This window comes from Ruegeria sp. CDSB113 (assembly GCF_059611045.1).
This window is the reverse complement of record NZ_JBXWOU010000001.1, coordinates 398567-422957: the sequence shown is the minus strand read 5'-3', so window position 1 is coordinate 422957 and position 24391 is coordinate 398567. Positions and strand designations below refer to the sequence as shown.

The following is a 24391-nucleotide window of genomic DNA, read 5'->3' as shown; positions in this document are numbered from 1 at the left end:
GGCTTTTTTGTTTTTCACGCCGTGAAAAAATCGATAGCAATCAAATTGGTATAACCAAAATCTACAGGCGCCCGGATGGAAATGGCCAGACCACAGATCGGCAAGGCAGCGCTCTGGATGACCGGGGCGATTGCATCTTTCTCGTCCATGGCAATCGCGGGCCGCGAACTGAGCGTGACCCACGACACGTTCGAGATCATGTTCTACCGCAGCCTCGTCGGCATCTGCGTGGTCGCCCTGATCCTGACTCTGACGCGAAAGTGGCACCAGGTTTCGACTGAACGGATCGGCTTGCACGGCATCCGGAACGTATTGCATTTCACCGGGCAAAACCTCTGGTTCTATGCGGTCAGCGTCATTCCGTTGGCGCAGGTTTTTGCGCTGGAGTTTACGCAGCCCATATGGGTCATCCTGCTGTCTCCGCTTCTGTTGAAAGAGCGCCTGACGACCGTGCGCATGTTATCGGCGCTGATCGGCTTTGCTGGAATTCTTCTGGTCGCCCGGCCGGGCACCGTGCCTCTCAGTGCAGGTGTGATGACCGCTGCTATGTCCGCTGTTTTCTTCGCCTTAACAACGATATCGACAAAGTCCCTCACTCGTTTTGCCAGCATCGGATGCATCATGTTCTGGCTGACAGTAATGCAAGCCGTGCTGGGGCTGATCGCATCGGGTATCGACGGACAAATCACCCTGCCCTCGGCAGGCACAGCTCCGTTTTTGTTACTGGTGGGACTGGCCGGGCTGCTGGCGCATTACTGCATCACAAATGCGCTGGCGATTGCCCCGGCAACCGTTGTGGTGCCGTTTGACTTTGCACGCCTGCCCACAATCGCGGTCATAGGTATGGTTCTGTATCACGAACCGCTGGATCACTGGACCCTATTAGGCGCTGCGGTAATTTTCGTAGGTATTTTCCTGAACGTTCACGCCGAGAATCGTAACAGTTTGGCAACACCTCTACGCGACACTCAACACAAGTAACGCACGGTCACCAGTTGACGATAAGGTAAAGCTCAAGAAAATATCGAGCACCACAATGCAGGTCAGTCCGCACCACATATCAACAGGTGCTGACCTTCAGGAGACCTAGAGGGAGGAACTAATGAAAAAAGCGCTTCTACAGGCGTGTGCGGTATGCGTTGGCGCAACCGGTGCTTACGCAGGCGGTCTTGATCGCAGCGGCCAGGGCGTCAACATTCTGTTTGAGGAAGGTTCTGTTGTTCAGTTCCGTTTGGGTTACGCAAACCCCGACGTGAGCGGTGAGCAGAACGGTGTTGATTCCGGAAACATCGCCAAAAGCTTCTGGACACCACACCTGGCATACAAGCATTCGTTTACCGATCAGTTGGACTTTGCTCTCATTTATGATGAACCGTACGGTGCCGATGTCGAGTACCCGTCGAACTATCCTTTGTCGCAGAATCCCTTGGCCGCTTTTGGTGGCCGCACCGACGTTTTGCGCGCTAAAGCGGATGTTGATGCGATTACTGCCCTGGTGCGTTACAAGTTCGATGGCGGCTTCAGCGCAATCGGCGGCATTCGCGCACAGCGAGCCAAGGCAACGGTTGCTGTCCCTGTTGTTGCTGGCTACGAGTTTGAATCCGGCTCTGAGGTTGACTTCGGTTACGTCGTAGGCGTCGCATGGGAACGTCCCGACATCGCCGCACGTGTCGCACTGACCTACAACTCTAAAATCACGCACGATTTCGACTCGACAGAGTCCATCAACCGGAGACCACCGCCCGTCCCCGCACCGCTTGTGACCGCACAGACCGAAACCGAAGTTGTGACGCCTCAGTCAGTGAATCTGGACTTCCAGACCGGTGTAGCACCAAAAACGCTGCTGTTCGGCTCGATCCGCTGGGTTGACTGGCCACAGACAGTTCTGGCACCGCCGGTTTATACAGCCGCTGCACAACAGAACCTGGTTGACTACGCGGACGACACCTTCACCTACACACTGGGTCTTGGCTACAAGTTCACCGAAGAGTTTTCTGGCGCGATCTCTGCGGGCTATGAAACGTCCTCAGGTTCTGCTGTTTCGAACCTCGGCCCCACCGACGGTTTCTGGAGCCTTGGCGTAGGTGGTACATACTCCTTCGAGCAGGCGCAGATCTCTGGCGGCATCCGCTATACCGACATCGGAGACGCGACCACCACTACAGGTGGCGAGTTCTCGGGCAACTCGGCATGGAGCGTCGGTCTGCAGCTCACATACACGCTGAACTGATCCCGCCTACCGAACCAACTACAAAAACCCCGCCACTTTCGGCGGGGTTTTTCTTTGCGCAAGTTTCGGGTCGAACATCGCCTTGGGGAATGCAAGAACGGGCTATGGAACCTCAAAAACACCTTTCTCCAAGGGCTTGGGCCGAACTGTTGCTTCTGGGCGTGATCTGGGGCGCATCCTTTATCGCGATCCGCGTCGCATTGGACACGATCCCGGTCATGACCTCGGTTCTGCACCGCGTTTTCTGGGCGATGCTGGCGCTGTGGATCGTTGTCTGGGTCAAAAAGCTGAGCGTTCCCACCAGTCCGCGTATCTGGGGCGCATTCCTGATGATGGGGTTGTTGAACAATGCCATCCCTTTCTCGCTTATGGCTTGGGGGCAGCTTTACATCGAGACTGGCCTGACCTCGATCCTGAATGCCGCAACCGCTGTTTTCGGCGTTCTGATCGCCGCAATGTTCTTCAAGGACGAGCGATTGACCCTGGCGCGCGGAGTGGGTGTCGGTCTGGGTTTTCTGGGTGTTGCAATTGCAATTGGCCTGAAGAATTTCGCAACTTTCAACCTTCAAAGCGTTGCCCAACTGGCAATCATCGCCGGAACAGTTTCTTACGCGTTGGCCGGAGCGTGGGCCAGAATCAAGTTGTCAGGCTTGTCTCCCATAGTTGCCGCTGCTGGCATGCTGACCGGCTCAACCATTCTGATTTTGCCAGTTTCCCTCGCGGTCGACGGCCTTCCCGTTTTGAACCTGCCGGCGATCACGTGGGCGGCCATTGCCTATTACGCCCTGATCGCAACAGCCGGAGCGTACTTGCTGTACTACCGTGTTCTGGCCATGGCCGGGGCCGGAAACCTGATGTTGGTAACGCTTGTCATACCGCCAGTCGCCATCGTTTTAGGCACATTGGTGCGCGACGAAACCTTACCGCCGCAGGCCTTTTTGGGCTTTGCCGTGCTGGCAATAGGATTATTGATTCTCAACTGGTCCCGCTCACGTGATTGACGCCGCCCCCTGCCCGTTTTAGCTAGGTCAGAAAAAGGGACAGCGGATAATGATCTACAGCTCGGCAAAGGACTGGCGCGAAGCGGCCCGGAAAAAAGTGCTGTTCTTCGGCATGTCTGGGCTGGGCAAGACCTATGTGTCGAACGTGCTGCGTGATTCCGGGGACTGGTTCCACTACTCGATCGATTACCGCATCGGCACCCGGTACATGGGCGAATACATCATCGACAATGCCAAGGCCGAGGCGATGAAGGTGCCCTTCCTGCGCGACCTGTTGCTGTCGGATTCGATCTATATCGGCTCGAATATCTCATTCGAAAACCTGACACCGGTTGCGACCTATCTGGGCAAACCGGGTAACCCGGAACTGGGTGGCTTGGAACTGACGGAGTATCGTCGCCGGCAGGAGCAGTTCCGCCTGGCTGAGATCCACGCCCTGCTGGACACCGAGTATTTCATCGACCGTGCCAAGCGTTTGTATCAATACCCGAACTTCATCTGCGATACCGGTGGATCAATTTGCGAATGGGTCGATCCCGAAGACCCGGCTGATCATGTCTTGTCCGAGCTGTCCCGTCAAACTCTGATGATCTGGATCAAGGGCGATGAAGATCACACCGCAGAACTGATCCGCCGTTTCGATAAGGCCCCCAAGCCGATGTCCTATCAGGCAGAGTTTCTGACCCGGGTCTGGGACGAATACCTCACCGAACATGGTTACGCGCCCGAGAATGTCGACCCGGACGCCTTTATCCGCTGGACTTATGCACGCGCATTGGCCCACCGCCAACCGCGCTATCAGGCCATGGCCGACAATTGGGGTGTCACAGTCACCGCTGATGACATGCACAAGGTCCGCGATGCGGGTGATTTCGATGAGTTGATCGAACGCACCCTTGAGACCCGGACAAACCCGGCTTAATTACCGCCTCTACACAGTAACTCCAAAGGCTTGCACCTGATGCCGATCAAGATCCCTTCCGACCTGCCCGCTTACGACGTTCTCACCAAAGAGGGCGTCATGGTCATGGCCGCGGATCAGGCAATGCGTCAGGACATCCGCCCCTTGCGGATCGGATTGCTGAATCTGATGCCCAAGAAGATTCAGACCGAAAACCAGTTCGCGCGTCTGATTGGTGCCACGCCTCTGCAGATCGACCTGTCGCTGATCCGCATGACCGAACATCGCACCAGGAACACCGCCGCGGATCACATGGCCGAGTTCTATCAACCGTTCCAAGAGGTAAAGGATCAGAAATTCGACGGCCTGATCATCACGGGCGCGCCGATCGAGCATCTGGAGTTCGATGACGTCACCTATTGGGACGAGATGACCGAAGTATTCGAATGGACACAGACAAACGTCCATTCCACCTTTGGCGTCTGCTGGGGTGGGATGGCGATGATCAACCATTTCCACGGCATCGACAAACAGGCGCTCGATGCCAAGGCGTTTGGTTGCTATCGGCACCAGAATCTGGCCCCTTCTTCCCCGTTTTTGCGTGGGTTTTCCGATGATTGCGTGATCCCTGTCAGCCGCTGGACCACAATGAACCAATCTGAGATCAACAGCGCGCCCGGCCTGACGACATTGTTGGGCAGCGATGAGGTCGGCCCCTGTCTGGTCGAAGACCCCTCGCATCGTGCGATCTATATCTTCAACCATTTCGAATATGACAGTGACACGTTGAAGCAGGAATATGATCGTGATGTCTCAAACGGGACCCCCATCAATGTGCCAATGAACTACTATCCAGACGACGATCCATCACAACCGCCGCAAAACAGATGGCGCAGCCACGCACATCTGCTGTACGGCAATTGGATTAACGAGATTTACCAGTCCACACCGTTCAACATGGAAGACGTTGGTCATTAAAGTTCTGATATTCCTTGGCCTCGTTCTATCGGGTCTGATCGTGCTGACCGTCTGGCGCGCAGCACAGAACGAAGCTGCGGCTGAGGCTCGTTTCCCTCCTGAGGGTGAAATGGTGATGGTCGACGGTATCGCCGTCCATGCGGTGGTCATGGGCGACGGCCCCGATGTGGTTCTGATCCACGGGTCCAGCGGCAACACCCGTGACATGACTTTTGCGCTTGCACCGATCTTGGCCGAGAACTTCCGTGTGATCGTGTTCGACCGACCCGGTCTGGGCTATAGTGACAGCTTCAATCCGAACGGCGAAACCATTGAGGAGCAAGCGTTAATTTTGCAAAAGGCCGCTGCCAAGTTGGGTGCGGAAAAACCTATTGTCGCTGGGCAAAGCTATGGCGGGTCCGTATCGCTGGCTTGGGCGGTCACCCGGCCAGACAACATTTCTGCCCTTGTTTTGATCGCACCAGCTGCGATCCCGTGGGAGACGCCGCTGGACGGTTTCAACAAGCTGGCGTCGACTGAAGCGGGCAATACGCTGGCCCTGCCCCTGATCACCGCGTTCGTTCCCGAATGGTATGTGGAACAGGCGTTGGACAAGGTCTTTGCCCCGCAGACAGCACCCGAAGGATATTCACAGCATTTCGGCCCCGGCCTGACAATGCGGCGTGCCTCGATGCATGCAAATGCCAAGCAGCGGGCCAACCTGTTGGACGAGGTCCGCGCCCTGCAGCCCCGCTATGGCGAAATTTCTGTGCCGACAGAGGTCGTTCACGGAACGGCCGACACCACTGTCAAATTTGCATGGCATGCAGAACAACTGGTCGACCAAATCCCTGACGCGGAACTGATCGAGCTTCCGGGTATTGGTCACATGCCGCAGGTTGTGGCCGGCCCCGAGGTCGCATCAGCTATCGACCGCGCCGCCGAGCGAGCGGGTTTGCGTTAAACTGCCAGCTAATCCATAGTAGGATATGGATTTTATGGCGAGGTAGCTAATGGCCCGTTCGGACAAAGGTTCCATTGAAAAGTATTTCCGCAAGGACGCCCCGAAAGAGGTGCGGTCGGCCATTGAAAATGCAAAGAAAGACGACATTCTGAACCCGACCTACCCTTACGAAGAAAGAATGAAGCGTAAGGATTACGAGAAAGAAATGGATCTGCTGCAGATCGAGCTGGTCAAAATGCAATCCTGGGTCAGGGAAACGGGCAACCGCGTTGCGATCATTTTCGAAGGCCGCGATGCCGCCGGAAAAGGCGGTACAATCAAGCGCTTTCGCGAGAACCTAAATCCGCGCGGCGCCCGCAACGTGGCGCTCAGCAAACCCTCTGACACCGAACGCAGCCAATGGTACTTCCAACGTTACGTTCAACACCTGCCTGCGGCAGGAGAAATCGTATTCTTTGACCGCAGCTGGTACAATCGCGGCGTCGTCGAAAACGTATTTGGCTTTTGCGAAACCGAAGAACGCGAACGTTTTTTCAGGCAAGTTCTTCCGCTTGAATCCGGACTTGTGAATGACGGGATCAAACTGTTCAAATTCTGGCTTAACGTCGGGCGCGCGGAACAACTGAACCGCTTTCTGGCACGTGAGACAGATCCGCTAAAGCAATGGAAACTCAGCCCAATCGACATTGCGGGCCTTAGCAAGTGGGACGAGTACACGCAATCGATCTCGGAGACTCTGACCCGCAGTCACTCAGACCTTTGCCCTTGGACCATCATTCGCTCGGACGACAAAAAACGCGCTCGAATTGCAGCCATCCGAACTGTATTGCACGCGCTGGACTATGATGAAAAAGACAAGAAGGCTATTGGCAAGATCGATCCACTGATTTGCGGCGGACCCGAGGTGTTGGAAGCGTGATGACATTTTCGCGCTCCATTGCAGGCAAGGGTTGGACGAACCGGCAGGCGTGGATTATGTCTTGGTTCCCCGGAACTTAAACAAAAAAGGCTCGTGACACAGGCATGGCGAAACGCGGGTATCACCACGGCAATCTCAAGCAAGCCCTGATCGAGGCCGCCCTTTCGCTGATCGAAGAAAAGGGACCGACCGGTTTTACCCTGTCCGAGGCCGCAAAGACCGCAGGCGTAACACCTGCAGCTGTGTACCGACACTTTCAGGGGCGCGAGGACCTGATCGCCGAGGCCGCCCGTCAGGGCTTTGAAATGTTCGCCGACCTGATGCAGTACGCCTATGACACGGGCCAACCGTCTGCCTTGGCAGCGTTTGAGGCAACTGGTCGAGCCTATCTGGCTTTTGCCCGCAAGCACCCTGGCCACTACATCGCCATGTTCGAAAGCGGGATATCCGTAAACCGAACGCCGGAATTGGCGCTGGCCGCGAACCGGGCCAAGAGCGTGCTGGAAAAAGCAGCCGCAGATCTTTCGCAACACATCCCGCCAGAAAAACGCCCACCCGCTTCGATGTTCAGTGCCCATATCTGGGCCATGAGCCATGGCGTTGTTGAGCTCTATGCCCGAAACACAGGTGCCAGCTCTCCCTTTCCACCGGAGGACCTGCTGGAAAGCGGCATCGGTATCTATTTGCGGGGTTTGGGCCTGGTGCCGCAGGACGACTGATATCCGCGCTAGAACCTGGTCCTTGGCGCCGGAACACTAAGGCCCGAAGTGACGTTAATCAGATCCATCTGACCCATGCCCTTGATATCCACCGGCCCAATATCCGAGACCTGAAACTCGTCAATCAGCGCGTATTTCATCTCTTCCGGGGCGACAATATTCATTGGGTTTGCAAAGACTTGCAGGCGTGAAGCAATATTCACGGCGGGACCAAACACATCGTAGACGTATTTCTGAATACCCACGACCGAGCCGACTGCCGGCCCCATACCCAGACCGATCCGAGCCTGCCATTTATGCGGATGACTTTCGTTGCGCCGTTCGAGGTAACGCAGGAACCGGACCGCGCAATGGGCCACGGCGGTCGCATGATCCGGTGTTGCGTCCGGCATACCCGAAACCGCCAGATAAGCATCCCCGATAGTCTTGATCCGTTCGCACCCATATTGTTCGACGATCCTGTCGAAGGCCGTGAAAACGTCGTTCAACTCGCTGAGTGTCACAGTCGGGTCGGTCTTTGCCGCAAAATCCGTAAAGCCCACAAAATCCAGCATCACGACCGAGACCTGATCGTAGAGCTGCGGCGTAACGACACCAAAGGTCTTGAACTCTTCGTACACAGCGCGGGGCATGAGGTTCAACAGCAGCCGTTCGACCCGCTCTTTCTCGCGTTCCAATTCGCGCGTATTACGTTCGACCATGGTCGAATAACTGTCGATCATGCTCTCAAGCTCGCGAATGCGGGTGATGTTCTGAAATTCGACCACCAGCACCTGTTCGGAAAGGCCGTTGGCCAAGGACACCGCGACCGCGAATATCAGCGTCCGGCGCTTGGGCTTGACCTGCAGCTCGGCCGAATAGCGCAAGCCGGATTGCTTGACGTCTTCAAGCTCTTTTGGATCAAGGTCGGGAAAATAGTCCAACAGGGTCTGACCTTCGGCCGGTGCCCCAAACCACTCGGTAAATGGACCGTTGTGAAACACGAAACCCAAATCCGAAGCCCGCACAACAGCGACGCCGACACCGATCGCGCGGAGCAACTGTTCGTTTATGGCCAGAATACTCATGCGGCGTCGCGTGCCACGATGATGGCTCGTTTTGACTCGATGGCATCAAGGGCAACTTTTATATGCGCGTCTTCCATTCCATGCATCGACAGGGCCTCGCTGAAAAGCGCGGCCATCTCGTCAAAATCGGCGTGAGAGATGTTCAGGTGACGATGAACCGCCTCGATCCTGTCATCGCTAAAGGATGCAGGTCCACCAACCAAGGACGAAACAAACTTGGTCTGATGATCAATCAACCGGGGCATATCAATGTCTTCGAAATGACCGCCGATCTGATCGGACTCCAACGCCATTTCGTAAAAGGTCATCACGATCCGCGAGATCGTTTTGAAGCCACCGTATCTTTCGTAAATTGTCTGCCCCACGACACATAACCCAAACGTTATTCACCACTAACGTCACGAGGTTATATCATATTGACAGTTTTGTTAACGCAAATGACGCGGATGCACCGCGGGACGACCATTTTGGTGGCGTGGTGAGACTTGAATTCACACGCTCAGATCGTCGGCGCAGGGGATGAACCCGACGTATCCCCCCTGTTCCAGCAATCGCGTCTGGCCCCCCACGCGCCAATACAGCTTGCGCCGCGCCGCGACCAATTCCCGCCGAAGGCGGAACCAAAGCGGCCCCTTATCCAGCCCGCTGTTGGTTTCCTGGTCTAGGGATCGTTCGCTGACCTTCACCTCTTCGACCGTGTGATCTTGCTGTTTCGACCAGATCATCTGCACCCCAACAGCCGGAAAGCACTGATACATCCGCCAATCCGACCGTGGGATGGAGACGAAATCATCCAGGTGATCCGAATACTTTTCGGACCAATTCAGCAGTTTCTGGCAGGCCCACTGAGAAAGCACATAGGCGGCCGCACTCGGCGCCATCTCCAGCATGGGCCGGACGTCAACTCCCGCAATGCGCATCTCAGGCCCAAAACGAAGGGGCTTGGGGGAATAGTCCAGCTTGACCATGTCAAAGGCATCCGGGACCTCCAGCAAGGCGGCGATTATCGATCCTGCCTGAACAGACATTTCGACGTCATCTTCGAAAACGGCCACCGCATTAAGGTTTTGATCCACCGCAGTCTGCCAAACCGCGCGATGGCTTTCAAAACAGGCGATTTCGCTTTGCGTCAAACCCCAGCGACTGCCCGTTCCAGCAACATAGCCACTAGCGTCCACAACTCCGGGTTTCTGGGCATCCGTCGCGCCAAACCGGGTGGCACCCACCAAGCCTGCATGATTGAACTGCGCTTCCATGAAGTCACGGCGCACTGGGACCCGATCCAGATTGATAAAAAAGGCACCCGTCTCTGGTGGCAGTTCGTGACGTCCCACGGTGTTTCCTTTCAAGCGGTTACGCCAGATACACACTGGCAAGGCGGACAATCAAGTCCGCGCTTGAGCAATATGTATCCGGTTTCGCCTATCCTGATTTAGAAGTCCCGATTAAGCTGCGCTGGGAAAACAATAAACAGGATTCTTGCAATGACGTCTCATGGATATTCCGGCGGTCGCCTGAACCTGCCGTTTGTGGGTATTTCTACCTTTGGCAAATCGCCATATGTCCCGGATTGGGATCAAATCGATGCTGACGTCGCCGTCATGGGGGCGCCTTTTGATTTCGGAACCCAGTGGCGTTCCGGCGCCCGGTTCGGACCTAGGGCCGTGCGAGAGGCATCGACTCTTTTCAGCTTCGGCCATGCCGGCGCATATGACCATGAGGATGATGCCACTTACTTGGATGGCTCGGTCCGGATGGTCGATATCGGCGACGCGGATATCATCCACACCAAGACCGAAGAAAGCCATGCCAACATCCAGTTCGGTGTGGAAAAGATGCTGAACGCAGGTGCCCTACCCGTCACCATCGGCGGCGATCACTCGGTCAATATTCCCTGCATCAACGCTTTCGAAAACGATTGCGAGAAAAACGGGCCTATCCACGTCGTTCAAATTGATGCGCATCTGGATTTCGTGGACGAACGGCATGGTGTGACCGCCGGGCACGGCAACCCCATGCGGCGCGCAATTGAAAAGCCATACGTTTCGGGCATGACGCAACTGGGCATCCGAAACGTGTCGTCGACCGCCAAAGAAGGATACGAGGACGCACGCGCCCGTGGATCGGACATTTTGTCCGTTCGGCAAGTGCGCAAGCTCGGTACAGACGGCGTGTTGGCACGCATACCTGAAGGTGCTCGGTACTATGTCACAATTGATATCGACGCATTCTGCCCGTCCATCGCCTCTGGCACCGGCACGCCCAGCCACGGCGGGTTCCAGTACTATGATGTCTTGGAAATAATACAGGGCCTTGCGAAACGCGGAGACGTAGTCGGTATCGACCTTGTCGAAGTGGCTCCGAATTACGACCCGACCGAAAGCACGCAGATATTGGCCGCTCAGGTTCTGCTGAACTTTATCGGATTCATCTTCCACGAACGTGGCAAGAAGGGCTGACCGCCCTTCTTGCCGGATCGATTACGCGCTAATCGTGTTGTGTTCGGGTCCATAGGGGAAGCCGGTAATGTTTTCGGCACCGGTTTCCTCGACCACCAGAATGTCATGCTCACGGTATCCGCCAGCGCCTTTCTGACCTTCGGGAATCCACAACATCGGTTCGATCGAGACTACCATGCCGGGTTCCAGAACCGTGTCGATGTCTTCACGCAATTCCAGGCCTGCCTCGCGCCCATAGTAATGGCTAAGGATACCGAAGGAGTGGCCGTACCCGAAGGACCGGTACTGCAGCAGACCCTCGTCGGCGAAGAAGCTGTTGATTTCCTCGCAGATCCCCGAGCAGGTCGCGCCGGGTTTAATCAGGCTCAGACCCAGCTCATGCGCGGCAACGTTGGCTTTCCAGATGCGCAGGCTATCGGCGTCGGGTTCGCCTAGGAACAGAGTGCGCTCCAGCGCTGTGTAATAACCTGAAATCATCGGGAAAGTGTTCAGGGATAGGATATCGCCCTTTTCCAACGCGCGCTTGGTGACCGGGTTATGTGCACCATCTGTGTTCAGGCCTGACTGAAACCAAACCCATGTGTCGCGGTATTCGGCATCCGGATAGGCGCGGGCAATCTCGGCCTCCATTGCGTCACGTCCGGCCATGGCGATCTCGATCTCGGTCGCGCCTTCACGGATCGCGGCGTGGATAGCCGCGCCACCAACATCCGCAGTACGCGCGCCGCCTTTGATCAATTCGATCTCTTCGGCTGATTTCACCATCCGCGCAGCCATCGTATCAGGCGCGATATCGACCAGTTCCGGCCCACCCAACATGTCCAGTGCAGTGTCGCGCATTGCCAGGGTCATGTGGTCCGCCTCGATACCGACCCGGCGGGCAGAGCCGATCAGGCTGGCCACGGCACGCCAGTAATTGTTCCGCTTCCAATCGGTGTAGATCACGTTCTCTTCGACCGACCGGCGCCAGGGCTGCCCTGCGTCGATATTGGCCGAAACCGTGGTACAGGCATCCTGCGTTACAACACAGCCGTAAGGGCGACCAAACGAGCAGTACAGGAAGCCCGAGTAGTAAGCGATGTTCTGCATCGACGTCAGCAGAACTGCGGGAATGTCCCGTGCCGCCATCGTCGCGCGCAGGCTGGCAAGGCGACGGTCGTATTCAGCCCGGCTGAATGGCAACGGCGCTTTGTCACCGTTATGGCAGGTGAAAAACTCGGGGCGGTTGTTCAGATCTTTCATCTTTGACTCTCCTCAACGCCGGACTGGCATCGCCCGGCCACAAGTCCCGGCGTTCAGGACGAGCGGCCTCGGGATCCGAGAGCCATGCACCCCGCGTTGCGTCACGACGCCATCGTGACCGGGGTACATGGTGAAATCGCTAAATCAGCTTTTGAGTCGCGTCAAGCCGGGGTGAGACCCCGCAGGCGTTCAGACCGCCGCCGCAGCAGTTCAACCGTGGTCAGCAGCGCGATCGAGATCACGACAAGGATGGTCGCAACGGCCAGAATGGTCGGGCTGATCTGTTCGCGCAGGCCGGTGAACATCTGCCATGGCAGTGTTTTCTGGCTGGCTGATCCGACAAAGAGAACCACCACAACTTCGTCAAACGAAGTGATGAAGGCAAACAATCCGCCCGAAATCACACCCGGCAGGATCAGCGGCATCTGGATTTTGAAGAACGTCCGCACCGGACCCGCACCCATATTCGCAGCAGCACGCGTCAACGACTGATCGAAGCCAACCAGCGTGGCGGTCACCGTGATGATAACAAAGGGAATCCCCAAGACCGCATGGGCCAGAACAACTTTCACATAGCCAACAAAGTTCTTGTTCATGCCCAGCGTGCCTTCCATAAAGCGGCCGATGTCGCTGTAGAAAAAGAACATACCCGTGGCCGAGATGATCAGCGGAACGATCATTGGCGAGATCAAAATGCCCATGATGGCCCGACGCCCCGGAACATGCGACTGGCTGAGACCTATCGCCGCCAGAGTGCCAAGCGATACCGAAATGACGGTCGCAATTGGTGCGATGATCAACGAGTTCTTGAAGCTGCGCTGCCATTCATTGTTGGTGAAGAAGTCGCGGTAATGCTTCAGTGAATACCCTTCAGGGTCCAGACGCAGCATTTCGGGCGTGAAGGTGAAAAAGTCTTGCGCGTTGAAAGACAGCGGCAGAACCACAAGGATCGGGGTGATCAGGAACACGAAGATCGCCCCGCAGATCACCCGGAAAGAAAAGTGCCACAACACCTGACCTGCCGTCATGTAAGGCAGCAATTTTTGCCGATAGCGCCCTTCGTAAAGCCAGAAGATGAAGAAGGCAAAGAACCAACCTGCCAGCAGCCCGACGATCAAGCCTGTAATGCCTGCAAAGAAAAATCCGATTGCGGCCAGGCCCAGAATCGTAATCCAGCGCGCAACACGTTCGTTGTCCAGCAGGTTGATATACAGCCATGCTAACCCTGCCATCAAAACAGCGCCGATCAGGATACCCAGCAGGACGCTGCCCTGCCCGGCTCCAACGAACATGCCCAGAAACCCTCCGGCGATTGCGACAGCCGGCAGAACCACCGACAACGGTTTGCGGGATATTGGTGTAAGTGCAGCCATATTCTTTATCCCAGCTTGACGTTATCAATGCCAACGATCTTGTCGTAGCACCAGTAGAGTAGAAGAACGACCGCCAGCAAGATCGTCCCCAGCGCCGCAGCCAGTCCCCAGTTCAGAGAGGATGAGATGTGGTACGCAATCCGGTTCGAGATGAAGACACCCTTGGTGCCGCCCACGATCTCGGGCGTGATGTAGTAGCCGATGGACAGAATGAACACGAGGATCGAGCCCGCGCCGATACCTGGAATGGATTGCGGGAAGTAAATCCTCCAGAAGGTGGTCCAGTTCGTTGCCCCCATCGATTTGGCCGCGCGTGTATAGGTTATCGGGATCGTCTGCATGACCGAATACATTGGCAGGATCATGAACGGCAGCAGGATATGCGTCATCGCGATAATCGTGCCGAACTGGTTGTTGATGATCACCAACCTGGCATCATCTGCAACAAGCCCCAGCCAGACTAGCGTTTCGTTGATCACCCCTTGTTGTTGCAACATCACTTTCCATGCTGAAGTGCGCACCAGCAGCGATGTCCAGAACGGAAGCAGTACCAAAATCATCAGCATGTTCGAAACGCGCATCGGCAGATTGGCCAAGAGGTATGAGACCGGATAGGCCAGCAGAATACAGGACCCGGTGATGATCAGCGACATGAACAATGTCCGGCCGAACAGCTTGATCAGGATACGTTTGTCCTCAGGCTGGGCCTGCGCACCTTCTGGCGTGCGTTGCATATCAACGGCGTTCAAGAAGTATCCATTGGTGATCGGCACCGCATGCGTTTTGATCACACGCCATGTATCAACGTCACCCCAGCCTTCGTGAATTTCGATTAGTTTGTCCTTGAACGGACCATCAGCCTCCGGATCTATCCGTTTGATCTGGCGACCGGACTTTCGGAACATCGACGACATACCCGTCTGCTCATAGTTCAGGCGGGTACCCAGTCTTGTGTGTTGCTTGGCGTCAACAGCAACAACCATGTCGCGAATAAATGCTTCATACAAAGCTTCGTCCGGCAATTCCCCGCTCTCGGCGTCCCAATGCTGCAACTCAACGACTGTCAAAGGAAGTGTCTCTGAGACAATCCCGTTTTCGACCGATCGGAATAGCATGGAAATGATAGGGATGACGAAGGAAAGCAGTACAAATAGCAAAAGTGGCGCAACCAGAGCCAACGCCCGCAATTTACGCCGACGCAATGAACGCGCCAGTGATTTCTTCAGCGGCGTACCATCTGCCGCCAACATCGGACCTGATTGAGTTGCGTCGCTCATCTGCGTTCCCTGACTTTTTGACGCCGGGGCCCAACTTGGCCCCGGCTGGTTTTTTGGTTCAATCAGCGATTACTTCGCCAGCCAAGCCTGGAACTTTGCTTCGATGTCATCGCGATAGTCAGCCCAGAACTCGTAGTTGTACAGGAACGTGTTCTTGGCGTTCTCGGGATCGGTCGGCATGTGAGGTGCCATGTCGATGCCCAGGTCCGCGTGCTGACCCACCAGCGGCGCCGAAGATGCGCGGGCCGGACCGTACGAGATGTACTTGGCCTGATCCGCCAGGCGCTGCGTATCGGTTGCGAACATAATGTAGTCCAGCGCGCGCTTCTGGCGCTCTTCGCTCAGACCAGCAGGAATAATCCAGCCGTCCAGATCAAAGATCTGCGCATCCCACAGCATTGCAACGGGTTGCTTCTGCTCTTCGATCACGCTGAACAGGCGACCGTTATAGGTCGAACCCATGATGATCTCGCCGTCCGCCAGCAACTGCGGCGTGTCCGCGCCTGCAGACCACCAGACAACGTTGTCTTTGATGGTGCCTAGCTTGGCCAGGGCCTGATCCTGCCCTTCAGGAGTCGCCAGCACGTCATAGACGTCGTCTTTGGCTACGCCATCACAAATCAGCGCCCATTCCATGTTGTTGATGGCACGCTTTTCAAGCGAACGCTTGCCAGGATACGCTTCCAGATCGAAGACTGCGCAAACATCCGACGGCGGTGTGTCACCCACCAGATCCGTGCGATACCCGAATGTAGTCGAATAAACGATTTGCGGAATGAAACACTCGCTGACAAGCAAGTCACCGAAATCATCGGCAGCTGAGGTTCCGTCAGGTGCCGGGGCCAGCATGGTGTCCGGATCGATTTCCAGCGCCAAACCTTCGTCACACAGACGAATTGCGTCTGCCGCCACAACGTCGACCACGTCCCAGGTAACGTTACCCGCTTCGTTCATCGCACGCAGTTTCGCAACCGCCTCGGCCGAGCTGTCGTCGTTCAGGATCGTGACGCCGGACTTCTCGGAATAGGGCTCGTGATATGCTTTCAGCTGCGACTTGGAGTATGCGCCGCCCCATGAGACAATTGTCATTTCTTCGGCTGATGCAGCGCCGGCAACTGCCGCGATAGCACCTGCCATAAGAGTGGTTTTTGTTACTTTCATCGTTAACTCCCTGTTATTCCCGTTAATTTTGATCTTTTTGGTTGGGCCACGGGGTAACCCACCCATGCCTTTCCCCGCGCACTTTGGTGTCGTGAACGGGTTGTTCCCTGATCAGGCGTCCAACGCCCGACAGTCACGCGCAAGCCAGCCGATCTCGACTTCTTGGCCCGGTGACAGTTTGATCGCGTCCGGGGCGTTTCGCGTTTTGATGATGAAGTCGTCGTTCCCGGCAACTGAAAGCCGGAACCGGAATACATCACCCATGTAGATGAACTCTTTCACCGTTGCTTTCAGGGTATGCGCATCGGCGTGCAGGCGATCCTTGTTGAATTCCACACGCTCAGGCCGGATCGACACTTTCGTTCGATCACCTGCCGCATGGACATTGACCGGCTTGGCGTCAATTTCAGATCCGTCATCCAGCGCCACAACACATTCGTCGCCGTTAATTGACTTAATAACGCCTTCCAACGTGTTGTTTTCACCGATAAACTGAGCAACAAAGCTGTTCTCTGGCTCTTCATACAGAAGATCCGGCGGCGCAAGCTGTTGAATGCGCCCATCGTCAAATACGGCAACGCGATCCGACATTGTCAGCGCTTCGGTTTGGTCATGGGTCACGTAGACGGTCGTAATCCCAAGTTCATGGGCCAGACGCGTGATTTCAAACTGCATATGCTCGCGCAGCTGTTTATCAAGCGCGCCCAGAGGTTCATCCATCAGAACCAACTCGGGTTCGAACACCAACGCGCGCGCGAGGGCGATCCGCTGTTGCTGACCACCGGACAATTGCGCCGGTCGACGGCTGCCAAAGGCCCCCATCTGCACCATATCAAGCGCCCGGCGGACTTTCTCTTCTCTTGCGTCCTTGCCGATATTCCGCACTTCCAGAGGGAAAGACAGATTTTCTGCCACCGTCATGTGCGGAAAAAGAGCGTAATTCTGGAAAACCATGCCGATACCGCGCTTGTGCGGTGGGATGTTGTTGATCGGCCGTCCGTCCAACATAATCTCGCCATGTGTGGCTGTTTCAAACCCTGCCAGCATCATCAGGCAAGTTGTCTTGCCGGATCCCGAGGGCCCAAGCATTGTAAGAAACTCACCCTTCGGCATGGAAAGGTTAAGGTCTTTTACAACAAGGATCTCGCCATCATAAGATTTTTGGACATGCTGAAACTCGACGAACGCTGCGTCATTAGACATTTACCGATTAGTCTCCCCTGTGCAGTCCTTGCCTGCCCGGTTCATCCGGATCTCAAAGACCTGTCGCGGCCATTTAAGGACATGCAGGGTGCGGCACGCAACCAAAATATGACACGTGGGTAACTATTAGAAAGGAAGCAGCAGAGTTTTTAGGCAGAATTCAACTTACGCATGTGCCATGCGAGGCTTTGATTGCTAGACAGTACTGGCTTTTTAAGGCGTTCCTGCACAATCGGGATAACGTCGAAAGTTCTTAGATTCGTGCAGCTTAGAAAAATAGCTTCAACCGAATCGTCCCGCCCGAGATTCACCGCGGCGTCGATCAGAGATTCTTGGGAAATCCGGGCAACCTTGGCCTCCTCAGCTTCCCCGAAGGTGCCAAAAACATCCATTGAGATGCCATTTTGCGCAAAAGCACTGCGTAAGGGATCGTTCACTTCTTCGATATATGGCGACAAAAGTGCAAACTTTGCTACGCCAAGTTCGTGGGCGCAGGCCGAGGCCGCGCGCAACGGGTTTGTAACAATCGCCGCCTCGCAAGTTTTTTGAACCATTTGTTCGACCTGTTCCGAGCCGATCACCGAGCTGGCAGAGGTGCACCCGTATCCGACCACTCGATATGGTCGCGTCTTGGGCAACAAATCAGCAGCGGCAGGCAGTGCCGTTTTCATTTCCGCCAGAGTATCAGTCGTCACCTCTTTGCTGCTGGGAATTCTAGAGACGTAAATGGGACAGCTGCGATCAGAAAAATACGCGTTGAACTCCGGCTCAAGGGTCTCGTCTGTCTGCAAGACGATCAGGCCCATTGGGGACGTGGCGGGATCATCTGCATCAACGGTATAAGGTAAACGCGTCATATCTCGGGCAACTCCATACCAGCGCGCGGGCTAAGGAAGCGGGGCTCTCCTTCGGTTATGACGATGTTTTCTTCGTGGACAAGGATTTTCCCACCCACGGCAATGCCCGGTTCAAGCGTCAAGACCATGCCTGGTTCCAAAACTGTGTGGTCGGTTGGTATGAGGGACGGCCATTCCGTCAGCGACATCCCCAATCCATGCCCCAAACGCCCTGCCCCAGTGTCAGCATCGTGGCGCGACAGCACAGAGTTCATCGCCTGAAACAAGTCCGCGGCCGTGGCACCGGGGCGCGCAATCTCAAATGCCGCATCCGATGCTTCAATCAATGCACCGTAGGCTGACTTAACCTGCGCGTTCGCGGACCCTATTGACCAGTTGCGGTCGTAATCACTGAAATACCCGTCCCAAACCAGGCCGGTGTCCAGCATCAATACATCACCATGCTGCAGCAGCGTATCCGATGCCGGGGAAATCACGTCAGAGTAACCGCCCTGTTCCGCACCGCCGGCAAGGTAAGGAACCCAATCGGCCCCCTCGTCCAAGCACAGCATCTGAAACCGGCGAAACACAGCATCCAGCGCCACGCCTTCTTTGGCGATTTCGGGTACCCTCTGAAAGGCGCGCCCGGCGATGGCACATGCCGTTTCGATCTTTGCAATCTCCGCTGATGATTTCACCATCCGAAGCGCGCGTACGATCCCGTCGTCGCCGCAAATGTCTCGCTGACCGACTGCCTGTTGCAGACGTCGAAGGTCTGCCAACGGCATCCTGACATGCGTTTCATGCCCATCGGGCAATCCAATTTTAGCGTCGCTGGGGGTCACCTCGCGAAGCGTATCGGCCAAAAGAGTAATGCCATCATCGACCAGATCCGGCGCAGCCCAGGTTCGGATATCGTCGAGCCATGTCTCGGCCATAAGTGCAGCCCCGATCGAAGGGATCACCGCAATCGGCTTGCCACTGGCAGGTACAATCAGAAACCAAGGCCGTGTCGGGCTTTCCCAAAACCGCGTCAGGTAGCCGGTAAAATATCGGACCTCAGGTTCCGTCGTTAGCAACAGCGCCGACAGATCAGAGGCCTGCATCTTGTTTTGCGCGCGTTCCGTTCGTGCTGCAAACTCAGATGTGTCAAACCCCCTCATTTCGTGACCTCAGAGAAAAAGCAGATAACCTGCGCGTCCGCGTCAATTCTCAAGCAAGCGCCATTGATCAGCTTTTGGCCGCCGCGATGGGGGGGAGGTGAGATTCTCAATTTGGTGTCTTTCCCGTGATGCCCATTGACGTGATCGCATTCGTCAAGTTCTGTCAACAAAACTCGCCCAAGGCAGGAGCCTAAAATGCCCCATTCAGATCCGGCCTTCAGCCGCGCCGAGTATGACCGCAGATTGGCAAAGACCCGCGCCGCCATGGCAGCGGCGGGTTTGGATGCCTTGTTTGTCGAAGATCCTTCAAACATGGCATGGCTGACCGGGTATGAAGGCTGGTCATTCTACGTGCATCAAGGGGTACTTGTGCTTCAGGATGCTGACCCGATCTGGTGGGGCCGAAATCAGGATGCCAATGGCGCACGTAAAACTGTTTGGATGCCCAATGACCGTATCTATGGCTATGCGGACGAATACGTACAATCCACCGTGCGTCACCCCATGCAGGATCTGGCAGCGCTGATTGCGGATACTGGTATCGCGAAGGGGCGGATCGGTGTCGAGTTGGACAATTATTATTATTCAGCCAAAGCGCACCTGACTTTGCTGGCAGAGTTGCCCGACGCAGAGCTGGTCGACGCAAACACATTGGTGAACTGGCAGCGTGCCGTGAAATCCGATGAGGAAATTGCGCTAATGCGAAAAGCTGCCCAGATATCCGAGCATGTGACCGACGGCGTATTGGAGCGCATCGAACCGGGTATGCGCAAGAACGACCTCGTCGCGCAAATCTACCATGACGCAGTCACCGGAGTTGGCGAGGATTGGGGCGATTACGCGGCCATTGTGCCGCTGCTCCCGTCCGGCCCGGATGCCGCCGCACCACACCTGACTTGGGATGGTGAACCGTTCAAATCCGGAGAGTGTACATTTTTCGAACTGTCGGGCTGCTATCGCCGCTACCACGCGCCCTTCTGCCGCTCGGTCTTTTTGGGTAAGCCACCCGACTATTTGCTTCGTGCTGAAGCCGCGCTGGTAGAAGGTCTTGAAGCGGGACTAGAGGCCGCGCGGGCCGGCAATCAGGCGCGTGATATCGCGTTGGCTCTGGCTGCCCCTCTGGAAAGGGCGGGTATCGAGCGCGGCGCGCGATGCGGGTATCCGATTGGCCTCAGCTATCCACCGGACTGGGGCGAGCGCACGATCTCTCTCCGCCCCGAGGATGAGACGGTGCTGGAACCGGGCATGACCTTTCACTTCATGCCCGGCCTCTGGATGGATGATTGGGGGTTGGAGATCACTGAGCCGATCCTCATCACAGATTCCGGACCTGCCGAATGTTTCTGCAACCGCCCCAGAAAGCTGTTTGTGAAGCCATGACTTTACCCAGAACCATGGAAATTTTGGCCGACCTGATCGCTTTTGAGACGGTGTCTGCGGACTCGAATCTGGAAGTGATCAGCTACCTGACCGAACGGCTCGAGGCATTGGGCGCACGGTGTATCGTTACGCGGGACAAGACCGGGGCAAAGGCCAATGTGTTTGCCACTATGGGGCCTGATCAACCCGGCGGCATCCTTTTGTCCGGCCATACGGATGTTGTGCCAGTGGCCGATCAGGACTGGACAACTGATCCGTTTCAGATGGCCGAGACCGACGGCAAACTCTACGGTCGTGGCACATGCGACATGAAGGGCTTCATCGCTGCGGCGGTAGCTTTCGGTGAGACGCTGGATGCGGGCAAGCTGAGCCAACCGCTGCACTTTGCGTTTACCTACGACGAGGAAGTCGGCTGCCTTGGTGCGCAAACTCTGGTCGACGACCTGTCTGAACGCGGCATCGTTCCGGACATCGCCATTATCGGCGAACCGACCGAGATGCGCGTGATTGAGGGGCACAAGGGCTGCTTTGAATATACGACCCGTTTTACCGGGTTAGAGGGACACAGCTCTGCCCCCGATGACGGGGTGAATGCTGCGGAGTATGCCGCGCGATATATCGGCAAACTGCTGGAGCTGCGCCATATCCTCAAATCCCGCGCGCCCGCCGACAGCCGGTTCGAGCCGCCTTGGACCACCGTCAATATCGGCCAAATCTCTGGGGGCGTTGCCCATAACGTCATAGCCAGCAAGGCTGAGGTTTTGTGGGAGATGCGACCCGTGCAGGCAAGTGACGCCGACCTCGTCAAAAAGACCCTTGCGGACTACGTGGAGCATTCCTTGTTACCGGAGATGCAAGCAGTCCACAGCGACTCGAGCATCACGCAAGAGGCCATCGCCGAGGTCGAAGGCCTTGAACCCATGGAAGAAAACGCGGCCCGTGATCTGGTGGCCGAACTGACCGGCGCGAATGGCACTGGCGTTGTCGCCTTTGCGACCGAAGCGGGCTTGTTCCAGAAACTGGGCGTTCACGCAATTGTCTGCGGGCCGGGTTCAATCGCACAGGCCCACAAGGCAAACGAGTTCCTTGAAATCGAACAGCTGGACCTGTGCTGCAGAATGCTGACCCGATTGGGTCAGCGCCTGACCCGTTAACCGGTTCCGTGCGTCCGGTCGTATTTTGATCGACCCGGTTGGACATGCGCCGCGCGTGCTTCCTCGCCGGGATCGTAGACTTCCATCAACAACGGATGGCAGGCAGCGGTATCCGAGGAATGTTCCGACGAACAATCCCCGCCGGGACACGCAGACAGGCCAACGATCAGGTCAATCTCAGCGTAGAACTCGAGATAATCGCCAGGCCGCACCGGGCTGGCCTTCATGAAATACTGGCCCGTATCGCGGGTAAATCCGGTGCACATGAACACGTTCAGCACGTCATGCACCAGCATTTCGGCCTCATGCAGCGGCAGGTCGCAATGGCCGGCCAGCGCGCGGGTCAGGTTTGAATGACAGCAATAGTGATAGTCATCCCCTGAAAGCAAACGCCCGGTATACGGATCACACCGTGTGCCAATCACGTCATGGACAGAACCGCCATAGGTATCGAACCCGTACCAATCCAGCGTATCGGCAATGATCGTCGCCATCGGTCGCATGTTGGGAAAGCTCGACCACATCCGGTCGCCGGTAGACAGATGCGTGCCATGCAGCGCGCGGGTTTTGCCGGAATAGAACCGCTCGGTCAGGTCATGCTTATTCCACATGTTCAGGTCGCCAACCTGAGGACCGTCGACCGAAACCACCCTGACAAAAGCGCCAGCCGGAACATCAATGCATGCCGCATCGCGTGGCGCCGCAGTGACCTCGGCCACCTTTACCGCACCCTCGCGCAGTTTGCCCAAACCAATCATATCAGGCTGCTGCAACGCGTCTGGCGGATAGCAAATTACTGGGGCAATGGCCTTGCGGTCGGCGGCATCGGCCGGTGATGGGAAGTTTGGTTTCGTCAGTTTCATGCGCCCCTCACTTCCCTGCGGAAATCCCTGCCTTTCCGAATCCTTAGCGCATTATGAAAGGGTTCGCCATCGGCTCTTGCGCGGTGCTGATCCAGGTTGTCTTGGTTCTGGTGTAATCCAGTATCGCCTCAACGCCGGCCTCGCGACCATAGCCCGACTGGTTGAACCCGCCGAACGGCGCGATTGGTGAGATTGCGCGGTAGGTGTTCACCCAGCAAATACCCGCCCTGATCCGTTTCGACACACGGTGTGCGCGCGCAAGGTTCTGCGTGAACACCCCCGACCCCAACCCGTAAGGGGTGCTGTTTGCCAGCGCGATAGCCTCTTCTTCGGTATCGAACGGCAGCAAGGACATCACCGGCCCGAACATTTCGATTTTCAACGTTTCGGTTTCGGGGGACGCGCATTCGACCAAAGTGGGGTTCATATAGTTTCCGGGACGGTCGGCAGCTTTTCCCCCGAAGTGGATCGTCGCACCCTGCCCTCGAGCCTTGCCCAGTGTGTCTGCAATTTTATGCACTTGCGCCGCGGTACACAGCGGACCGACATGCGTTTCCGGCTGCAAAGGATCACCCAAACGGATGGCGCTGGCCTTTTCGGCGATCCGCTCGACCAGAGGCCCAAGGATTGACCGATGCACCAGTCCGCGCGTACCCGCCACACAGCTCTGACCGGATGCGCCGAAATTACCTGCGATCAGGCCGTTTGCTGCACCGTCCAAATCGGCGTCCTCAAACACGAGGATCGGGGATTTGCCACCCAACTCCAATGACGTGACTGCAAAGTTCTCAGCCGAGTTTCGCACCACATGGCGTGCAGTTTCAGGCCCACCCGTAAAGGCAATTCGGTCGACATCCGGGTGGCGGGTCAGTGGGATCGCGCAGTTTTCGGCATCACCGGTGATCACCGACACAACACCGGGCGGGAACCCGGTCTGTTCGATCAACCTGGCGAACTCCAGCATGGGTGCGGGCGCAATCTCCGATGCCTTCAGCACAACGGAACACCCGGCAGCCAACGCCGGGCCCAGCTTGGTCGCGGTCAGGAACATCTGCGCATTCCACGGCACGATCGCGGCCACGACGCCAATCGGTTCTCGTGAGGTAAAGACATGCATGTCCGGCTTGTCGATGGGCAGGACCGTGCCTTCGACCTTGTCTGCCAGACCCGCATAGTAGCGGTAGTAATCGGCAACATATCCGGTTTGTGCCGAGGTTTCCGCCAACAGCTTTCCGCTGTCGGTCGTCTCCAACTCACCCAGACGCGCGGCGTTTTCTGCCACCAGATCAGCAAGGCGGTACAGCAGCTTACCCCGCTGGGTCTGTGTCATATCCCGCCATTCCGGGTCATCCAGAACCCGTTTGGCAGCGGCGATGGCGCGCTCAACATCTATGGGCGAGGCGCACGCGAATGTGGCCCACCCCTGGCCTGTGGCCGGGTTCTCGGACGTCATGACCTGCGAGGCTGAACCTTCGGTCCAGACGCCGTCAATGAACAGCTGAAAATGCGGTAGGTTTGCCAT

General features: G+C 56.5%; 23 protein-coding genes. 11 read left to right on the top strand and 12 right to left on the bottom strand.

What is annotated here, in order from left to right; genetic code table 11:
• Positions 1-75 precede the first annotated feature (75 nt).
• The 8 genes from AC2FIS_RS02095 (at position 76) to AC2FIS_RS02060 (ending at position 7691) form a co-directional block, all read left to right on the top strand.
• Positions 76-981 (top strand): DMT family transporter, encoded by a 906-nt coding sequence (locus tag AC2FIS_RS02095; RefSeq protein WP_496771794.1) that lies wholly within the window; start codon positions 76-78, stop codon positions 979-981.
• A gap of 121 nt (positions 982-1102) precedes the next feature.
• Positions 1103-2230 carry an OmpP1/FadL family transporter gene (locus AC2FIS_RS02090; RefSeq protein WP_496771793.1) on the top strand — a complete coding sequence of 376 codons (1128 nt, stop codon included), beginning with the start codon at positions 1103-1105 and terminating at the stop codon, positions 2228-2230.
• Positions 2231-2334: 104 nt separating this feature from the next.
• On the top strand, positions 2335-3231 hold the full coding sequence (locus AC2FIS_RS02085; protein ID WP_282151571.1) for a DMT family transporter: 897 nt from the start codon (positions 2335-2337) through the stop codon (positions 3229-3231).
• A gap of 49 nt (positions 3232-3280) precedes the next feature.
• Positions 3281-4153, top strand: coding sequence for an ATPase (locus AC2FIS_RS02080; RefSeq protein ID WP_282151078.1), 873 nt, complete (start codon positions 3281-3283; stop codon positions 4151-4153).
• A gap of 39 nt (positions 4154-4192) precedes the next feature.
• Positions 4193-5110, top strand: coding sequence for a homoserine O-acetyltransferase MetA (gene metA / locus AC2FIS_RS02075; RefSeq protein WP_058271457.1), 918 nt, complete (start codon positions 4193-4195; stop codon positions 5108-5110).
• Positions 5100-6053 carry an alpha/beta fold hydrolase gene (locus AC2FIS_RS02070; protein ID WP_496771792.1) on the top strand — a complete coding sequence of 318 codons (954 nt, stop codon included), beginning with the start codon at positions 5100-5102 and terminating at the stop codon, positions 6051-6053. Before metA ends, AC2FIS_RS02070 begins: the two co-directional genes overlap by 11 nt.
• 49 nt (positions 6054-6102) lie before the next feature.
• Positions 6103-6972, top strand: coding sequence for a polyphosphate kinase 2 (ppk2, locus tag AC2FIS_RS02065; RefSeq protein ID WP_496771791.1), 870 nt, complete (start codon positions 6103-6105; stop codon positions 6970-6972).
• 104 nt (positions 6973-7076) lie between these two features.
• The gene (locus tag AC2FIS_RS02060; RefSeq protein WP_058271885.1) at positions 7077-7691 is read left to right on the top strand and encodes a TetR/AcrR family transcriptional regulator; all 615 of its coding nucleotides are present in this window, start codon (positions 7077-7079) and stop codon (positions 7689-7691) included.
• A gap of 8 nt (positions 7692-7699) precedes the next feature.
• On the opposite strand, the gene AC2FIS_RS02055 is transcribed toward AC2FIS_RS02060, so the two are convergent.
• The 3 genes from AC2FIS_RS02055 to AC2FIS_RS02045 form a co-directional block, all read right to left on the bottom strand.
• Complete coding sequence (locus AC2FIS_RS02055; RefSeq protein ID WP_496695282.1) at positions 7700-8758, bottom strand: adenylate/guanylate cyclase domain-containing protein; 1059 nt, start codon at positions 8756-8758, stop codon at positions 7700-7702.
• Positions 8755-9123 (bottom strand): group I truncated hemoglobin, encoded by a 369-nt coding sequence (locus AC2FIS_RS02050; protein WP_058271453.1) that lies wholly within the window; start codon positions 9121-9123, stop codon positions 8755-8757. Before AC2FIS_RS02050 ends, AC2FIS_RS02055 begins: the two co-directional genes overlap by 4 nt.
• Positions 9124-9249: 126 nt before the next feature.
• Complete coding sequence (locus AC2FIS_RS02045; protein ID WP_496771790.1) at positions 9250-10107, bottom strand: glycosyltransferase family 25 protein; 858 nt, start codon at positions 10105-10107, stop codon at positions 9250-9252.
• 135 nt (positions 10108-10242) lie between these two features.
• Here AC2FIS_RS02045 and speB point away from each other — a divergent pair, with 135 nt between their 5' ends.
• Positions 10243-11217, top strand: coding sequence for an agmatinase (gene speB / locus AC2FIS_RS02040; protein WP_496720185.1), 975 nt, complete (start codon positions 10243-10245; stop codon positions 11215-11217).
• Between the two features lie 21 nt (positions 11218-11238).
• On the opposite strand, the gene AC2FIS_RS02035 is transcribed toward speB, so the two are convergent.
• The 7 genes from AC2FIS_RS02035 to AC2FIS_RS02005 all read right to left on the bottom strand — a co-directional run bounded on the left by AC2FIS_RS02035 (position 11239) and on the right by AC2FIS_RS02005 (position 19472).
• Positions 11239-12459, bottom strand: coding sequence for an aminopeptidase P family protein (locus AC2FIS_RS02035; protein WP_496771789.1), 1221 nt, complete (start codon positions 12457-12459; stop codon positions 11239-11241).
• A gap of 161 nt (positions 12460-12620) precedes the next feature.
• Positions 12621-13832: an ABC transporter permease gene (locus AC2FIS_RS02030; protein ID WP_496771788.1), complete on the bottom strand. Its 1212-nt coding sequence runs from the start codon at positions 13830-13832 to the stop codon at positions 12621-12623.
• A 5-nt stretch (positions 13833-13837) separates the two neighbouring features.
• The gene (locus tag AC2FIS_RS02025) at positions 13838-15109 is read right to left on the bottom strand and encodes an ABC transporter permease (protein ID WP_496771787.1); all 1272 of its coding nucleotides are present in this window, start codon (positions 15107-15109) and stop codon (positions 13838-13840) included.
• A gap of 69 nt (positions 15110-15178) precedes the next feature.
• Positions 15179-16270, bottom strand: a complete 1092-nt coding sequence (locus tag AC2FIS_RS02020) for an extracellular solute-binding protein (protein ID WP_108858772.1) — start codon at positions 16268-16270, stop codon at positions 15179-15181.
• A 111-nt stretch (positions 16271-16381) separates the two neighbouring features.
• Positions 16382-17473, bottom strand: coding sequence for an ABC transporter ATP-binding protein (locus tag AC2FIS_RS02015; protein WP_496720180.1), 1092 nt, complete (start codon positions 17471-17473; stop codon positions 16382-16384).
• A gap of 149 nt (positions 17474-17622) precedes the next feature.
• The gene (locus AC2FIS_RS02010; RefSeq protein WP_496771786.1) at positions 17623-18330 is read right to left on the bottom strand and encodes a maleate cis-trans isomerase family protein; all 708 of its coding nucleotides are present in this window, start codon (positions 18328-18330) and stop codon (positions 17623-17625) included.
• Positions 18327-19472: a M24 family metallopeptidase gene (locus tag AC2FIS_RS02005; protein ID WP_496771785.1), complete on the bottom strand. Its 1146-nt coding sequence runs from the start codon at positions 19470-19472 to the stop codon at positions 18327-18329. The genes AC2FIS_RS02010 and AC2FIS_RS02005 overlap by 4 nt, the downstream gene beginning before the upstream one ends.
• Before the next feature lie 195 nt (positions 19473-19667).
• Here AC2FIS_RS02005 and AC2FIS_RS02000 point away from each other — a divergent pair, with 195 nt between their 5' ends.
• Complete coding sequence (locus AC2FIS_RS02000; protein WP_496771784.1) at positions 19668-20852, top strand: M24 family metallopeptidase; 1185 nt, start codon at positions 19668-19670, stop codon at positions 20850-20852.
• On the top strand, positions 20849-22006 hold the full coding sequence (argE, locus tag AC2FIS_RS01995; protein ID WP_496771783.1) for an acetylornithine deacetylase: 1158 nt from the start codon (positions 20849-20851) through the stop codon (positions 22004-22006). The genes AC2FIS_RS02000 and argE overlap by 4 nt, the downstream gene beginning before the upstream one ends.
• Here argE and AC2FIS_RS01990 read toward each other — a convergent pair.
• Entirely contained in the window at positions 22003-22869 is an 867-nt protein-coding gene (locus tag AC2FIS_RS01990) for an urea carboxylase-associated family protein (protein WP_496771782.1), read from the bottom strand. The genes argE and AC2FIS_RS01990 overlap by 4 nt on opposite strands.
• Positions 22870-22912: 43 nt before the next feature.
• Positions 22913-24391, bottom strand: a complete 1479-nt coding sequence (locus AC2FIS_RS01985) for an aldehyde dehydrogenase (RefSeq protein ID WP_496771781.1) — start codon at positions 24389-24391, stop codon at positions 22913-22915.

Coding starts and splice junctions, on each gene's coding strand:
- ppk2 (WP_496771791.1), top strand. CDS start 6,103: ATGGCCCGTTCGGACAAAGGTTCCATTGAAAAGTATTTCCGCAAGGAC.
- AC2FIS_RS02000 (WP_496771784.1), top strand. CDS start 19,668: ATGCCCCATTCAGATCCGGCCTTCAGCCGCGCCGAGTATGACCGCAGA.
- speB (WP_496720185.1), top strand. CDS start 10,243: ATGACGTCTCATGGATATTCCGGCGGTCGCCTGAACCTGCCGTTTGTG.
- AC2FIS_RS02090 (WP_496771793.1), top strand. CDS start 1,103: ATGAAAAAAGCGCTTCTACAGGCGTGTGCGGTATGCGTTGGCGCAACC.
- AC2FIS_RS02015 (WP_496720180.1), bottom strand. CDS start 17,473: ATGTCTAATGACGCAGCGTTCGTCGAGTTTCAGCATGTCCAAAAATCT.
- AC2FIS_RS02030 (WP_496771788.1), bottom strand. CDS start 13,832: ATGGCTGCACTTACACCAATATCCCGCAAACCGTTGTCGGTGGTTCTG.
- AC2FIS_RS02010 (WP_496771786.1), bottom strand. CDS start 18,330: ATGACGCGTTTACCTTATACCGTTGATGCAGATGATCCCGCCACGTCC.
- AC2FIS_RS01990 (WP_496771782.1), bottom strand. CDS start 22,869: ATGAAACTGACGAAACCAAACTTCCCATCACCGGCCGATGCCGCCGAC.
- argE (WP_496771783.1), top strand. CDS start 20,849: ATGACTTTACCCAGAACCATGGAAATTTTGGCCGACCTGATCGCTTTT.
- AC2FIS_RS02095 (WP_496771794.1), top strand. CDS start 76: ATGGAAATGGCCAGACCACAGATCGGCAAGGCAGCGCTCTGGATGACC.
- AC2FIS_RS02060 (WP_058271885.1), top strand. CDS start 7,077: ATGGCGAAACGCGGGTATCACCACGGCAATCTCAAGCAAGCCCTGATC.
- AC2FIS_RS02055 (WP_496695282.1), bottom strand. CDS start 8,758: ATGAGTATTCTGGCCATAAACGAACAGTTGCTCCGCGCGATCGGTGTC.
- AC2FIS_RS02025 (WP_496771787.1), bottom strand. CDS start 15,109: ATGAGCGACGCAACTCAATCAGGTCCGATGTTGGCGGCAGATGGTACG.
- AC2FIS_RS02005 (WP_496771785.1), bottom strand. CDS start 19,472: ATGAGGGGGTTTGACACATCTGAGTTTGCAGCACGAACGGAACGCGCG.
- AC2FIS_RS02035 (WP_496771789.1), bottom strand. CDS start 12,459: ATGAAAGATCTGAACAACCGCCCCGAGTTTTTCACCTGCCATAACGGT.
- metA (WP_058271457.1), top strand. CDS start 4,193: ATGCCGATCAAGATCCCTTCCGACCTGCCCGCTTACGACGTTCTCACC.
- AC2FIS_RS02080 (WP_282151078.1), top strand. CDS start 3,281: ATGATCTACAGCTCGGCAAAGGACTGGCGCGAAGCGGCCCGGAAAAAA.
- AC2FIS_RS01985 (WP_496771781.1), bottom strand. CDS start 24,391: ATGGCAAACCTACCGCATTTTCAGCTGTTCATTGACGGCGTCTGGACC.
- AC2FIS_RS02020 (WP_108858772.1), bottom strand. CDS start 16,270: ATGAAAGTAACAAAAACCACTCTTATGGCAGGTGCTATCGCGGCAGTT.
- AC2FIS_RS02085 (WP_282151571.1), top strand. CDS start 2,335: ATGGAACCTCAAAAACACCTTTCTCCAAGGGCTTGGGCCGAACTGTTG.